The organism is Tardiphaga sp. GW821-FHT12E02, assembly GCF_058807155.1.
In genome coordinates this window covers 4,735,149-4,748,577 of sequence record NZ_JBXAQK010000001.1, presented here as the reverse complement: position 1 = coordinate 4,748,577, position 13,429 = coordinate 4,735,149, and the positions used below count along the sequence as shown (strand labels likewise).

The following is a 13,429-nucleotide window of genomic DNA, read 5'->3' as shown; positions in this document are numbered from 1 at the left end:
CTGAAGATCTGGCAGACAATTACCGGCAAAATTTCAGGGAAATTTCAGATTGCGCCGGCTCGCGCACTGGTAGCGTTGAGAACGAACGCTTCAGACACAGGCTCGCATTGGCGAGCCGCCGGCGTTCATTTTCCACTGGGGAGAGAACTGCCATGAAAACCGCCAGCACCTTGCTCGCTTCGCTGATCGTAGTCGCCATCGCACCCGTCGTCACGCCGGCCAGGGCGGTGGTACTCGACCTTTCGGTGATGTCGTGCAAGCAATTCATCGAGTCCAAGCCGGATGACATCGCGATGGTGCTGACCTGGATCGACGGCTGGTACAAAGGCGACTCTGACGAGGCGCTGATCGATACCGAGGTCTTCACTGAAAACGCCAAGAAGTTCGGAGCCTATTGCGCGACCAATCCGGGCGTCAGCATTGTCACGGCCGCCGAACGAATCCTCGGCAAATAGCCGCCGCAGCACACGTCATTCATCCGGGTATATCTGACGGGGCTGTAGGGTAGGAGGGCACTGCTTTCGCGTGCTTGGCGCGCCCGAGAGGCAGGTGGTATAAGGGCTCCGAGTTCCACGGAGCCTTTTTATCATGAGACTGCTCAGCGCCATCGCGATGCTCGCGCTACTGACCGGACCCGCCTCGGCCCAGATGATGAATCTGATGCCGGAGGTGAAGACCATGAGTCCGGAGGAGAAGGAGCAGGACGCCATCCGGCAGAAAGCCTATCGCGATTCCTTGCGCCAGATTCCCGACAACAAGAGCTCGGTCGATCCGTGGGGCAATGTTCGGAGCGATGCGCCGAAGGCGGCAGCTCCGGCCAAACAGCCCCGCACCAAGACCGGCAGCGCCACGCACTGATTTTTTGCAGCCGCGTCGATGCCAGAGCGCAACCGCGCGGCAGTTGCGGGCAGTCTAGTTGTTCCAGGACGACAGCGGCACTTCGAACATGCCGCCGGCATCCTCGTTCTCTACCACGATTGCGCCTTTGATCACACCGGTGACTCGCACCAGCTCGGCAGCGAGTTCGCGTGCATGTTTCATTGCATCCTGCTCGGACTCGAAGGCGGTGCCTTCGTCGTCAAGGAAGGTGTGTTCGGAGATGATGTGGAAATAAAACAGCGGCAACGGGATGACCACTTCTGGGACACATGGGATGTCCTACCGGCACCTGAGGTTGCCGTGGGATAATGGTACCGCTAAACCAAGTCATTCCGCGCGTCGACAAAAATCACGCAAAATTTATGGCAAATGCGCGGTTTTTTTGAGTTGTGCCCCGTGTGGTTCCGGTTGTGGAACCTGAGTAGCCGGATGTCATGACTGGCCGGGCATTTTCGTCATTTCGCAGTGACGCCTTCGACGGGGTGAAAGCGCCGATTGCACCCGCATCTTTGAGGCCGCTATGTCACACTCATCGAAACGGACGACCAACGAGTAGCGGAGCCTTGATGCGAACGGCCTTTGTGTTCATCTGTGCTGCGATGGCGGAAATCATCGGCTGCTTCGCCTTCTGGACCTGGCTCCGCCTTGGCAAGCCCGCCTGGATCCTCATCCCCGGCATCGCCTCGCTGCTCCTGTTCGCTTATCTGCTCACGCTGGTCGAAAGCGAAGCCGCAGGCCGGGCCTATGCCACCTATGGCGGCATCTATATCGCGATGTCCGTATTGTGGCTCTGGCTCGCCGAAGGCTTTCGCCCGGATCGCTGGGACATTGCGGGCGCGGCGATCTGCCTGGTCGGTGCCGCGGTTATCATTGCCGGGCCGCGCTAAACCTGTGCTGGCCTTTTCCTGCGCCAAAGTGTAAAAGCTCATAGCTTCTTCTCGCATTTGAAGAGGCTCATATGCACGATCTCAGCACGTGGTTTGAACAGCAGCACCACGGCCTGCACACCTTCCGCTCCTTCCAGCAGAAACTATCCGATCTCAGCCGCCGCGCGCCCGAGCACAGCGCGCTGTGCCAGCTGCTGAGCAGTCTCGTCACGCCCTATATCGATGTCTATGACGAAGCGCCGCTGCCGGCCGCAGACGCGGAGCGGGCGCATCGACGATTGGCAGAGCTGCTGGCGACCATCGATCTTGCCGGACCGGCAGAGCGCCGCCTGGCGGATTTCAACCGCATCGCGAGTTGCGATCTGCTGAACTGAAAGCCCGGCGGCGTCGGTCGGACAGGCATCAGTCGCTGATGCCGTCGCGATCCCGGAGTGTCATCATGGTCGCGGTGAGGAGGGCGACGAGCTTCTCCTGACCATCGCTGATGGCGACGACGTCGGACTGCACGAGCGTCAGTGTGCGCCCCGGCTTCACGATGCGCCCGCGCGCGACAATGCGCTCGCCGATCGCCGGTGCCACCAGATTGATCTTGAATTCGGTGGTCAGCACGCCCGCGCCCTCGGGCATCAGGCTGAGGGCCGAATAACCCGCCGCGCTATCGGCGATCGCGCTGATCGCACCGGCATGGACGAAGCCATGCTGCTGCGAGATCGCAGGCGAGGGGATCAGCACGATCTCCACGGCGCCCGGCGCAATGTTGCCGAGTGTCGCGCCAAGAGTGCTCATCAGTCCCTGCCTGGCAAAGCTGTCGCGGATGCGGCTGGTGGCGTCCATGGGTTGGTGTCCTGACCGAATGAAGCGATGTGGCCGATGCTGTCGGGATAGTATCGGGCGAGGCTCGGGAGGAAAGGCTGATCGCAGCGGATACCGGGCCGGTCAGCGACCTCGCGCGGATGCGCCGCAGTCCACTGTGCGGTTGAGTTGTCTATTTTAGTAGACAAATCGCGGCTGCCCGCTATACGACTGGTTGATATTTCGCTTCGCAACGACCGGACGCTTATCGCCCATGGCCTACAGCATCTACGGAACGCCGTATAAGCCGACGGAGAAGGTGTTTTACGGCACCGTGGAGACGCTCGACCATGCGGTGGTCGAACTGAAGCGCCTGCGCAAGGCCGGCATTGCCGATGTCTATGCGATCGGAATCGCACCGGAGCTGGCGAACCTGCCGCTCCCCGAGGCGATGGCCGAAATCTGAGCGTCCAAACTTGGTTGCAGCAGTTTGGCTGGCGCGAGCGGCCGTTTGGCGCGCAAGATCGCGCAAATTTCTGAAAGAACATATTGCGAACATAGAACAGATGGGGTACATTGAATCATCTGAGCGGCACGGCCGTCCGTTTGTCGCTCTTGCATTTGTCCCTGTCGCGAATCCCTTCATAAGGAGCTAGATCAATGGCTGCCAATTCGTCTGCCCTGCGTATCGTTGAAGGATCCTCCATGGACAAGTCCAAAGCCCTGGCGGCTGCGCTCTCCCAGATCGAGCGTCAGTTCGGCAAGGGCTCGGTGATGAAGCTCGGCAAGAATGACCGCTCGATGGATATCGAGGTCATCTCGTCGGGGTCGCTGGGTCTCGATATTGCGCTCGGCGTCGGTGGCCTGCCCAAGGGCCGCGTGATCGAGATCTACGGACCGGAATCCTCGGGCAAGACCACGCTGGCGCTGCATTGCGTAGCCGAAGCGCAGAAGAAGGGCGGCATCTGCGCCTTCATCGACGCCGAACACGCGCTCGATCCCGTCTATGCCCGCAAGCTCGGCGTCAATGTCGATGAGCTCCTGATCTCGCAGCCCGATCACGGCGAACAGGCGCTGGAAATCGCCGACACGCTGGTGCGTTCGGGCGCGGTGGACGTCCTCATCGTCGACTCGGTTGCAGCGCTCGTACCGCGCGCCGAACTCGAAGGCGAAATGGGCGATGCGCTGCCGGGCCTGCAGGCGCGCCTCATGAGCCAGGCGCTGCGCAAGCTGACCGCGTCGATCAACAAGTCGAACACGATGGTCATCTTCATCAACCAGATCCGCATGAAGATCGGTGTGATGTATGGTTCGCCGGAAACCACCACAGGCGGTAACGCTCTGAAATTCTATGCTTCGGTCCGTCTCGACATCCGCCGCATCGGCGCGATCAAGGAGCGTGACGAAGTGGTCGGCAACTCGACCCGCGTGAAGGTCGTGAAGAACAAGCTGGCACCGCCGTTCAAGCAGGTCGAATTCGACATCATGTATGGCGAAGGCGTGTCCAAGATGGGCGAGATTCTCGATCTCGGCGTCAAGGCCGGCATCGTCGAGAAGTCCGGCGCCTGGTTCTCCTATGACAGCCAGCGCCTCGGCCAGGGTCGCGAGAATTCCAAGGCTTTCCTGAAAGCCAATCCGGACATGACCGCCAAGATCGAAGCCTCGATCCGGCAGAATTCCGGCCTGATTGCCGAGCAGATCCTCGCCGGCAAGCGTGACGAGGAAGATGGCGATACCGAAGGCTCGGAGCCGGCTGAGGATTAATCAGCGCCCCGGTCCGCGCTGTGCGACCGGGAAAGCAGCAAACCGTTTCGCGATGGTGTGTTGCAGGGGTCTGTTGCCGATGCCCTGCAATGCCTGTCGCTACACAAAGGGCCCCGCTAGCGGGGCCCTTTTCGTTTCGCGCTATGGGGAAGGCCTGTTCACGGCATGACAGGCAACGCCGTCAATGAGCAGCGGTACCTCGCGTCGGCATGGCTCGAACACCTCCGGGCAGCGCGGATGAAACGTGCAGCCTTTCGGCGGATCGATCGGATTCGGTATCTCGCCCGACACTGCGATGCGCGCACGGCCGGACATTGCGAGATCAGGCACGGCGCCGAGCAGCATGCGCGTATAGGGCATGCGCGGATGGGTGAACAATTCGTGGCCGTCGGCGCATTCGACGATACGGCCAAGATACATCACGCCGATTCGCGTCGCCATATGGCGCACCACTGCGAGGTTGTGGCTGATGAACAGATAGGTCAGCCCCAGCCTGTCCTGCAGGTCGCGCATCAGGTTCAGGATCTGCGCCTGCACGGAGACATCGAGTGCAGAGGTCGGTTCGTCGCAGACGATGAAGTCGGCCTCCGATGCCAGCGCGCGGGCGATGGCGATGCGCTGGCGCTGGCCGCCGGAAAACTGGTGCGGAAACTTCACGCCATCATCGGGATGCAGGCCGACCAGGCGCAGCAACTCGCCCACCCGCGCGCGGATATCGCGCTCGCTGGTCATGAGATCGAAGGCGCGGATCGGTTCGGCGATGATCGCATCCACCCGCAGGCGCGGATTGAGGCTGGCATAGGGATCCTGAAAGATCATCTGGATGCGCCGTCGCAGCGGTTTTCGCGCGGCCGCCTGTTTCGGGTCGCTCATCGAGATGCCATCGATGCTGACCTCGCCCGAGGATGGCGGCAGCAGGCCGACAACCATCCGCGCCACCGTGCTCTTGCCGGAGCCGGATTCACCCACCAGCGCAAAGGTCTCGCCGCGCTTGATATCGAAGGACACGCCGTCCACCGCGCGCAGATATTCCCGCGGGGTCCGCTCGATCACGCGGTTGAGCCACGGCTTTGAGACATCGAATGCGCGCCGCAGATCGCGCGCCTGCACCAGCACCGTCATGCGCCGATCTCCGCCGGCACTTGTCTTGATGATGCGGGATCATGGAGATGACAGGCCACGCGCTGCGTGCCGACGGCAATCGGCTCTGGCCGCTCGGCGCGGCAGCGGTCGAATGCGAAACTGCAGCGCGGATGAAAGGCGCAGCCGGTGGGGATCGCCGACAGTCGCGGCATGCTCCCCGGGATCTGCACCAGCCGTTGCGATGCATCGCCGGTCAGCGTCGGGATCGCACCCATCAGGCCTTTGGCATAGGGATGCAGGGGATGCTGCACGACGTCGCGGACCGGGCCGATCTCGGCGATGCGGCCAGAATACATCACGGCCACGCGGTCCGAGGTTTCGGCAATCACGCCCATGTCGTGGGTCACCAGCATCACGGCCGTGCCGTGGTCGCGGCCGAGCCGCTTGATCAGCGCGATGATCTGCGCCTGCACGGAGACGTCGAGCGCGGTGGTCGGCTCATCCGCGATGATCAGTTCCGGCTCGGCGGCGATGGCCAGCGCGATCACCACGCGCTGGCGCATCCCGCCGGAAAATTCATGCGGATAGGCGTCAATGCGCTTCTCCGGAGCAGGGATACCGACTTCGGCGAGGAGATCGATAGCGCGCTGACGCGCCGCGCTTTCGGACAATGGGAGATGGGTCCGGATTGTTTCCACCAACTGGTCACCGATGCGATAGAGCGGATCGAGGCTGGTGAGGGGGTCCTGAAAGATCATGGCAATGCGCTTGCCGCGGATGCGGCGCACCTCGCGGGGCGGCAGGTTGTCGATGCGCTGCCCGGACAGATAAATCTCGCCGCCTGCGATCCGGCCGGGCGGGTCGATCAGCCCGATCGCCGCAAGCCCGGTCACCGATTTCCCGGCGCCGGATTCGCCGACCACGCCCAGCACTTCCCCCCGCGCGATGTCGAAGGAGACGCCATTGATCGCATGCAGTGTGCCGCGCCGGCTGGCGAATTCCACATGCAGGTCGCGGACGGACAGGACGGGCGTGCTCATCTGGTCTCTCCCGTCATTGCAGCTTCGGATTCAGCGCATCGCGCAACCAGTCGCCGACCAGATTGATGGACAGGATCAGCGAGGCCAGCGCGATGCCGGGAAAGGCGATGACCCACCATTCCCCGGAGAACAGATAATTGTTGCCGATGCGGATCAGCGTGCCCAGCGAGGGCATGGTGTCGGGCATGCCGGAACCGAGAAAGGACAATGTCGCCTCGGTGATGATCGCAAGCGCGAGATTGATGGTGGCGATCACCAGAATCGGCCCCATCGTGTTGGGCAGCACATGGCGCAGCATGATCACGCGCGCGGGCAGGCCGATCAGCTGTGCGGCGGCGACATAGTCCTTGTTCTTCTCCACCATGACCGAACCGCGCACGGTGCGCGCATATTGCACCCAGAAGCTCAGGCCGATGGCGACCACCAGCACCACCAGCATGGTGGTGGCATCGAGATGATTGCCGAGGAATGACTTCACGACGCCGTCGATGAGAAGGGCGATCAGGATAGCGGGAAACGTGAGCTGCACATCGGCGATGCGCATGATCAGGGAATCCACCGCGCCGCCGACATAGCCGGCGATCAGTCCGAGCCCGATACCGAGCACCGCAGCGAGCCCGACGCCGAGGATGCCGACGATCAGCGAAATGCGCATGCCGTAGAGGATTGCGGAGAATACGTCGCGGCCCTGTTCGTCGGTGCCGAACAGGAATGGCCGTGCACCGTCCGCGGTCCAGAGCGGCGAGATACGGGAATTCATCAGGTCGAGCTGGGCGGGATCGAACGGATTCTGCATGGCAAGAACCGGCGCGAAAATCGCGGCCAGCATCAACACCAGCGCAATGCTGGCCGCCACCACTGTGAGCTTCGAGCGGCGGAATGAATAGAAGATGTCGCTGTCGATGGCGCGGGCGAGAAGCCCGGGTGTGTGGGGAAGGGGGGCGTCGGTCATGATGCGCGTTCTCCCCTGTCATCCCCGCGAAAGCGGGGATCCATAACCTCCGAAGCAGTCGTGAAACGCTGGTGGCTCCGCAAATGTGTCACCGCAAGCTCGGTGTCTATGGATCCCCGCTTTCGCGGGGATGACAGGCTGAGTGTGAAGAAACGTCTGAGCATCACATCCCTCATGCCGGCCGTCCCACCGTCGCACGCAGGCGCGGATCGACGATCGTGTAGAGGATGTCCACCACCAGATTGATGGTGACGAAGATCAGCGACACCACCAGCAGATAGGCGGCCATGATCGGGATATCGACATTCTGCACCGCCTGCACGAACAGCAGCCCCATGCCCGGCCACTGGAACACGGTTTCGGTGATGATGGCGAACGCGATCACCGAGCCGAATTGCAGGCCCGCCACCGTGATCACCGGCACCAGCGTATTCTTCAGCGCATGGCCGAAATGGATGGCACGCGTGGTGAGGCCACGGGCGCGCGCGAAGCGGATATAGTCGGTGCGCAGCACTTCCAGCATTTCGGCGCGGACCAGCCGCATGATCAGCGTCATCTGGAACAGGCCGAGGGTGACCGACGGCATGATCAGCGCCTTCCAGCCGGAGACGGTGAGAAAGCCGGTGGTCCACCAGCCGAGCTTCACCACCTCGCCGCGGCCGAAGGACGGCAGCCAGCCCAGCGTCACCGCGAACAGATAGATGAGCAGAATGCCGATCAGGAAGGTCGGCAGCGAGATGCCGATCAGCGACACCGCCTGCAGCAGCTTTGCGGTGAAAGAGTCCCGCCGCAGCGCCGAATAGATGCCCATCAGGATGCCGAAGAACAGCGCGAGCACAGTCGCGCAGGTGGCGAGCTCGAGGGTCGCCGGCATGCGCTCCTGCAGCAGCGACGAGACAGGCTGGCGGAATTGATAGGACACGCCGAACTTGAACTGCGCCGCATTGGCAAAGTAGCGCGCGAATTGCACCACGACGGGATCGTCGAGGCCAAGCGAGGCGCGGATCTCGGCGCGCTGGGCCGGCGTGGTGTCGATCGCCACCATCTGGTTCACCGGATCGCCGGCGAAGCGGAACATGGTGAAGGAGATGATGCCGACCGCGATCAGCACACCGATGGACTGCAGGGCACGACGCAGGATGAAAGCGAGCATGCGATCCTTTCGCTTTCAGGTACTCAGCCCCTCATGGTGAGGAGGCGCCACTTCGGCGCCGTCTCGAACCATGAGTTTGCGGAGCACCACCGCCATCCTTCGAGACGCGGCCTGCGGCCGCTCCTCAGGATGAGGGCAGAGTTTTGTGCGATGCGGACGACGCGTTTCCACTTCGCGCACTATTCCGACTTCACCGCCCAGTATGGCAGCACCTGATTGTCCGGCCGCTGCACGATCTTCACCTTTTTCGACACGCCCCAGGCCAGCGCCTGCTGGTGCAGCGGGATATAGGCCCATTCCTTGTTGGCAATCTCATAGGCCTGCTTGATCAGCTGGTCGCGCTTCGCAGTGTCGGTCTCCTGCAGCACCTGATCGGTCAGCTTGTCGAACTCCTTGTTGCAATAGCCGCCGAGATTGGTGGCGCCGCGCGGGCTGTTCGGATCGTCGCGGCAGCCCATGATGTCATGCATCACGTTGTGCGAATCCTGGGTGCCCGGTGTCCAGCCGAGCAGATAGAACGAGGTGTTGAAGCCGCCGGTCTTGAAGACCTTGGCGAAATACAGCGCCTTCGGCTGCGCATTCAGGTTCACTTTGACATTGATGCGCGCCAGCATGCTGACCACGGCCTGGCAGATCGCGGCGTCATTGACATAGCGATCATTGGGGCAGTCCATGCCGACCTCGAAGCCCTGCGGATAGCCGGCCTCAGCGAGCAGTTTCTTGGCCGCGTCGAGATCGTATTTCGGCCGCGTGAAATCACCCGACAGCTTGAACAGCGGCGGCGCGATCATCAGCGCGGAGGGCGTCGACAGCCCACGCATCACGCGGCTCTTGATCGCCTCGATGTCGATGGCCTTGTAGAAGGCCTCGCGGACGCGGACATCCTTGAACGGGTTCTTGCCCTTGATATTGGAGAACAGCAGTTCGTCGCGGATCTGGTCCATGCCGAGAAAGATCGTGCGCAGCTCCGGCCCGGCCAGCACGCTGGCATTGGCGGTGCCGTTGACGCGGGCGATGTCCTGCACCGGCACCGGCTCGATGATGTCCACTTCGCCCGACAGCAGCGCGGCGACGCGGGTGGCATCGGAGGCGATGGGGGTGAAGATGATTTCCTTGAGATTATGCTCGGGCTTTCCCCACCAGTCCGGATTGACCTTGAACACGGTCTTCACGCCCGGCTGATGACTCTCGATCTTGAACGGGCCGGTACCGTTGGCATTGAGCGAGGCATAGCTCGGCGACGTCGCGGCAGCCGGCGTCGGTGCCGTCGCATTGTTCGCTTCAGCCCATTTCTTGCTCATGACATACCAGACGTCCCATTGCGACGTCAGGATCGGGTTGGGCTTGGTTAGGACGACATCGACAGTATGATCGTCGATCTTCACGAATTTCGCGTCCGCCGGAATCACCGTGGTGAAGTCCGAGCCCTTGGCACGCACGCGGTCGGCGGAGAAGATCACATCGTCGGCGGTGAAGGGATCGCCGTTCTGGAACTTGACGTTCTTGCGCAGATAAAACCGCCAGCGGGTCGGCTCCGGCGTTTCCCATTTCTCCGCCAGCGCCGGAATCAGCTGCAGATCCTTGCCGCGGCCGACCAGGCCTTCATAGACCTGGCCATGATGCGCGATGGTCGTGGTTTCGCGGAGCGTATAGGGATCGAGGGATTTCAGGTCGCCCTGATTGGCGTAGCGCAGTGTCTGCGCCGCAACGGGCAGGGGGGCCGCTGTGAGGAAGACGCATAGTGCTGCGGCAGCACCCGCAAGAGCCCGAAGAAACAGCATCCGTATCTCCCTCGTCACGCCGCAGCCCGAAAGTTGAGCTGCTCAGTCATTGTTGGCGGAGTTCGGTTTGCGCGCAAGGGCGATTTACCAACTCCGGGCTGTAAACCGTGCCGATACATGCAAGGCGAAGGCCAGTCGCGGGTCGGGTGACGTCGCTTGCATCGAGGTGGCGACCCCGGCGATACTGTCGGATCGCAGCGATTTGCAGAACGGATGAGGGGAAATGGCAATGAAGGTGACCGTCACCGTGGACTGCACGCCGCTCGAGGCGCGCGAATTCCTGGGATTGCCCGATGTCCAGCCGATGCAATCGGCAATGATGGATCAGATGCAGAAGAAGATGATGGAGAATATGGACAAGTATTCGCCGGAGTCGATCATGCAAAGCTGGTTCTCGTTCGATCCCAAGATCGGCGAGCGCTTTCAGGACATGTTCGTCAATATGGCCGGCATGGGCGCCGGGACGAAGGACAAGAAGTAGGCGAGGGGCGCGGCAAACTCTCCGCTGTCATCCCCGCGAAAGCGGGGATCCATGATCCCGGTCGGCGTGTTCAAGCGGCAGAGCCAAATCGTCGGCGCCCTCAGTCCGCCAGCGTTTATGGGTCCCCGGCTTCGCGGGGACGACGCGGAGAGGCCTATCCCGCCCGCCGCATCTCGGCCACATGCTCCCGCATCTGCGGGGCGCGCGTCTTCGCGCTGGCGCTATGCGCATGCCGCGCAATCGCATCGATCACCATGCTCCACATGGAAATCGGCAGCGCATGGCCCATGCGATCGATCATCATCAGCTTCGCGCCGGGGATCGACGCTGCGGTGTCACGACCAGCGGCCGGATGCACCAATGGATCGACCTTGCCGTGGATCACCAGCGTCGGCGCAGACACCTTGGCGAGGCGCTCCTTGCGGCTGCCCGACGCAAGAATGGCGCGCAGCTGGCGGCCGACGCCTTCCGAACTCAGGCCGCGGGCATAGGTGCGCTCGGCGCGATCGAGATCGCGCGCCTCGTCATCCGGAAAACTGCCGACGCGCAGGAACAGCCAGGTCTGCTTGAAGCGCTCGATGAAGGCCTCATAACCATCGGGCTGTCGCTGCAGCAGCTTGAGCGTGACCTGACGGCTTGGCTGCGGCAGGCGCGGATCGCCCGTCGTGGACATGATCGACGTCAGCGAGCGCAGGCGCTCGGGATAGGCGATCGCCATCTCCTGGGCGATCATGCCGCCCATGGATGCGCCGACCACATGCGCCTTGCGGATATGCAGCACGTCGAGCAGCGCGACCGTATCGGCCGCCATGTCCGACAGTTTGTAGGGCGCTGCGACGGGAATATTGAGGAAGCGAAGTTTTGCCAATTCGTAGAGCGAGAACTTCTTGCCGCCGGTCATCTTCGACGACAGACCAATGTCGCGATTGTCGAAGCGGATGACCCGGAAGCCGCTAGCCGCGAGTTCGCGGCAGAATTCATCGTCCCAATGGATCAGTTGCGCGCCGAGACCCATGATCATTACCATGGGTTCCGCATCGCTATAGCCGAAGATGTCGTAACAGATGTCGATCCCGTTCGCGCGCGCCATGCGCGGCGGCTGATACGGAACCTCGATCTGTTCGGGGAGGAGACGGGCAGGCTGGTACATGTCATCTGTATGACATGGAAAGTCCCTGTGAAAAAGTAACAAGCGCGCGCTGACGCGATCAAATCGTCGCGGGGCTTAACGATATGTTGTCGCAGAGCCTATTGTGACAGTGGTTTTGGTGTTTGTGACAGTGATTGTGACAAAGTGGCAGTGAGTTCCGTTGTCACAATTCAAGCGACGTCGCGTAGTCGGCTTAAGCACTGCCCTCATGGTGCGGAGGCGCGAAGCGCCGTCTCGAACCATGAGATGGCCGGACTCGGCGCATGTGGCCATCCTTCGAGACGCCGCTGTGCGGCTCCTCAGGATGAGGCCGCGCGCATCATCCAAATCGTCGTCGCCGCCACTCGATCAGTTTGTCGCTGACCTCATCCGGCTTCTCCTGCTGCGTCCAGTGCCCGCTGTCTTTCACGAGATATTTTTCGAGATCGGGAATGATCTTGTCCATGCCGTCGGCGGCGGAGGGCGGCAGCACGGCATCATTCTCCGCCATGATCATCAGCGACGGCACACGCACGGTGTGATCGAGGCCTTCGGCGCGACGCCAGTTGGCACTGATATTGCGATACCAGTTGATGCCGCCGGTGAAGCCGGAGGACGTGAAGGCCTCGACGAATACTTTCATCTCGTCTTTGCTGAGGATGCGCTCGCGGCTGTCGCGCGCGGGATCATAGGCGGCGACCATGTCGGGCAAGGCGAGATTGGTTTTCGGCGCTGCACCGATGCCGGCCGTCGGTTCGTCATTGCCGGAGAAGGCATCGAAACCGGAGTCGCGCTGCGGCGGCTTGCGCATGAAGAATTCGAACGTGCGCCCGACGTCGCTGGCGAAAATCGCGTCGGGCTTGCGCGCGGGATCCTGGAACTGGACGATATACATGCTGTCGCCGAACCGCTTGCGATAGATCGACATGGGATCGACAGGCGCACGGTCGGTATGCGGCGTGTTGATGCCGACCACGCCGGCAACACGGTTGGGATGACGGAGCGGCATCTGCCAGACAACGAAGCCGCCCCAGTCGTGACCAACGAAAATGGCCTTGTCGATCTTCAGGTGATCGAGCAGGGCGACGAGATCGCCGGTGAGGTGTTCGATACTGTAGTCCTCGACCGCGCTCGGCTTGTCGGTGGCGCCATAGCCGCGCTGGTCCGGCGCGATGACGCGGATGCCCGCCTCGGCGAGCGCCTTGATCTGATGGCGCCAGGAGAAGGCGAGTTCGGGCCAGCCATGGCAAAGGATCACCGGCGGCGCGTCCGACGCGGGACCGGCGTCGTAATAGGCCATGCGGAGGCCGGGCAGGTCGGCATATTGCAGTGGCGGCATGTCGATCATTGTTGTTCGTCTCGTTTGCGTCAGACACGTCATTCCGGGGCGCGCCGCAGGCGCGAACCCGGAATCTCGATATGAGACTCGCCACTACGAGGTTCCGGGTTCGCGCAAGTGCGCGACCCGGAACGACGAGCTTTGTGTCG

At 62.1% G+C, this 13,429-nt stretch carries 16 protein-coding genes; 7 read left to right on the top strand and 9 right to left on the bottom strand.

The window, feature by feature from the left end; translation table 11 throughout:
* Positions 1–152: 152 nt before the first annotated feature.
* Positions 153–455 (top strand): HdeA/HdeB family chaperone, encoded by a 303-nt coding sequence (locus tag AC1RQ5_RS22555; RefSeq protein ID WP_493201914.1) that lies wholly within the window; start codon positions 153–155, stop codon positions 453–455.
* A gap of 133 nt (positions 456–588) precedes the next feature.
* Positions 589–858, top strand: coding sequence for a hypothetical protein (locus AC1RQ5_RS22550; protein ID WP_398477084.1), 270 nt, complete (start codon positions 589–591; stop codon positions 856–858).
* Positions 859–912: 54 nt separating this feature from the next.
* Here AC1RQ5_RS22550 and AC1RQ5_RS22545 read toward each other — a convergent pair whose 3' ends face one another.
* Entirely contained in the window at positions 913–1,125 is a 213-nt protein-coding gene (locus AC1RQ5_RS22545; protein ID WP_398477082.1) for a DUF6894 family protein, read from the bottom strand.
* A 320-nt stretch (positions 1,126–1,445) separates the two neighbouring features.
* Between AC1RQ5_RS22545 and AC1RQ5_RS22540 the strand changes: the two genes are divergently transcribed.
* On the top strand, positions 1,446–1,766 hold the full coding sequence (locus AC1RQ5_RS22540; RefSeq protein ID WP_493201911.1) for a YnfA family protein: 321 nt from the start codon (positions 1,446–1,448) through the stop codon (positions 1,764–1,766).
* A gap of 71 nt (positions 1,767–1,837) precedes the next feature.
* Positions 1,838–2,140 (top strand): hypothetical protein, encoded by a 303-nt coding sequence (locus AC1RQ5_RS22535; RefSeq protein ID WP_398477078.1) that lies wholly within the window; start codon positions 1,838–1,840, stop codon positions 2,138–2,140.
* Between the two features lie 28 nt (positions 2,141–2,168).
* On the opposite strand, the gene AC1RQ5_RS22530 is transcribed toward AC1RQ5_RS22535, so the two are convergent.
* The gene (locus AC1RQ5_RS22530; protein ID WP_493201909.1) at positions 2,169–2,600 is read right to left on the bottom strand and encodes a PaaI family thioesterase; all 432 of its coding nucleotides are present in this window, start codon (positions 2,598–2,600) and stop codon (positions 2,169–2,171) included.
* A 232-nt stretch (positions 2,601–2,832) separates the two neighbouring features.
* On the opposite strand from AC1RQ5_RS22530, the gene AC1RQ5_RS22525 reads away from it, so the two are divergent.
* Both AC1RQ5_RS22525 and recA read left to right on the top strand, forming a co-directional pair.
* The gene (locus AC1RQ5_RS22525) at positions 2,833–3,024 is read left to right on the top strand and encodes a hypothetical protein (protein WP_398477074.1); all 192 of its coding nucleotides are present in this window, start codon (positions 2,833–2,835) and stop codon (positions 3,022–3,024) included.
* Between the two features lie 194 nt (positions 3,025–3,218).
* On the top strand, positions 3,219–4,322 hold the full coding sequence (recA, locus tag AC1RQ5_RS22520; RefSeq protein WP_398477072.1) for a recombinase RecA: 1,104 nt from the start codon (positions 3,219–3,221) through the stop codon (positions 4,320–4,322).
* A gap of 141 nt (positions 4,323–4,463) precedes the next feature.
* On the opposite strand, the gene AC1RQ5_RS22515 is transcribed toward recA, so the two are convergent.
* From AC1RQ5_RS22515 to AC1RQ5_RS22495, 5 genes are all read right to left on the bottom strand, one after another.
* Positions 4,464–5,444 carry an ABC transporter ATP-binding protein gene (locus tag AC1RQ5_RS22515; protein WP_493201906.1) on the bottom strand — a complete coding sequence of 327 codons (981 nt, stop codon included), beginning with the start codon at positions 5,442–5,444 and terminating at the stop codon, positions 4,464–4,466.
* A complete protein-coding gene (locus AC1RQ5_RS22510) occupies positions 5,441–6,445 on the bottom strand; it encodes an ABC transporter ATP-binding protein (protein ID WP_493201904.1) in 1,005 nt (334 codons plus the stop codon). Before AC1RQ5_RS22510 ends, AC1RQ5_RS22515 begins: the two co-directional genes overlap by 4 nt.
* 13 nt (positions 6,446–6,458) lie before the next feature.
* Complete coding sequence (locus AC1RQ5_RS22505) at positions 6,459–7,397, bottom strand: ABC transporter permease (protein ID WP_493201902.1); 939 nt, start codon at positions 7,395–7,397, stop codon at positions 6,459–6,461.
* Positions 7,398–7,569: 172 nt separating this feature from the next.
* Positions 7,570–8,550 (bottom strand): ABC transporter permease, encoded by a 981-nt coding sequence (locus AC1RQ5_RS22500; protein ID WP_398477065.1) that lies wholly within the window; start codon positions 8,548–8,550, stop codon positions 7,570–7,572.
* A 179-nt stretch (positions 8,551–8,729) separates the two neighbouring features.
* A complete protein-coding gene (locus AC1RQ5_RS22495) occupies positions 8,730–10,331 on the bottom strand; it encodes an ABC transporter substrate-binding protein (RefSeq protein ID WP_493201899.1) in 1,602 nt (533 codons plus the stop codon).
* Between the two features lie 229 nt (positions 10,332–10,560).
* Between AC1RQ5_RS22495 and AC1RQ5_RS22490 the strand changes: the two genes are divergently transcribed.
* A complete protein-coding gene (locus tag AC1RQ5_RS22490) occupies positions 10,561–10,812 on the top strand; it encodes a DUF6489 family protein (protein ID WP_493201897.1) in 252 nt (83 codons plus the stop codon).
* A gap of 154 nt (positions 10,813–10,966) precedes the next feature.
* On the opposite strand, the gene AC1RQ5_RS22485 is transcribed toward AC1RQ5_RS22490, so the two are convergent.
* Positions 10,967–11,962, bottom strand: a complete 996-nt coding sequence (locus tag AC1RQ5_RS22485; RefSeq protein WP_493201896.1) for an alpha/beta fold hydrolase — start codon at positions 11,960–11,962, stop codon at positions 10,967–10,969.
* Between the two features lie 319 nt (positions 11,963–12,281).
* Entirely contained in the window at positions 12,282–13,289 is a 1,008-nt protein-coding gene (locus AC1RQ5_RS22480) for an alpha/beta fold hydrolase (protein ID WP_493201894.1), read from the bottom strand.
* Positions 13,290–13,429 lie beyond the last annotated feature (140 nt).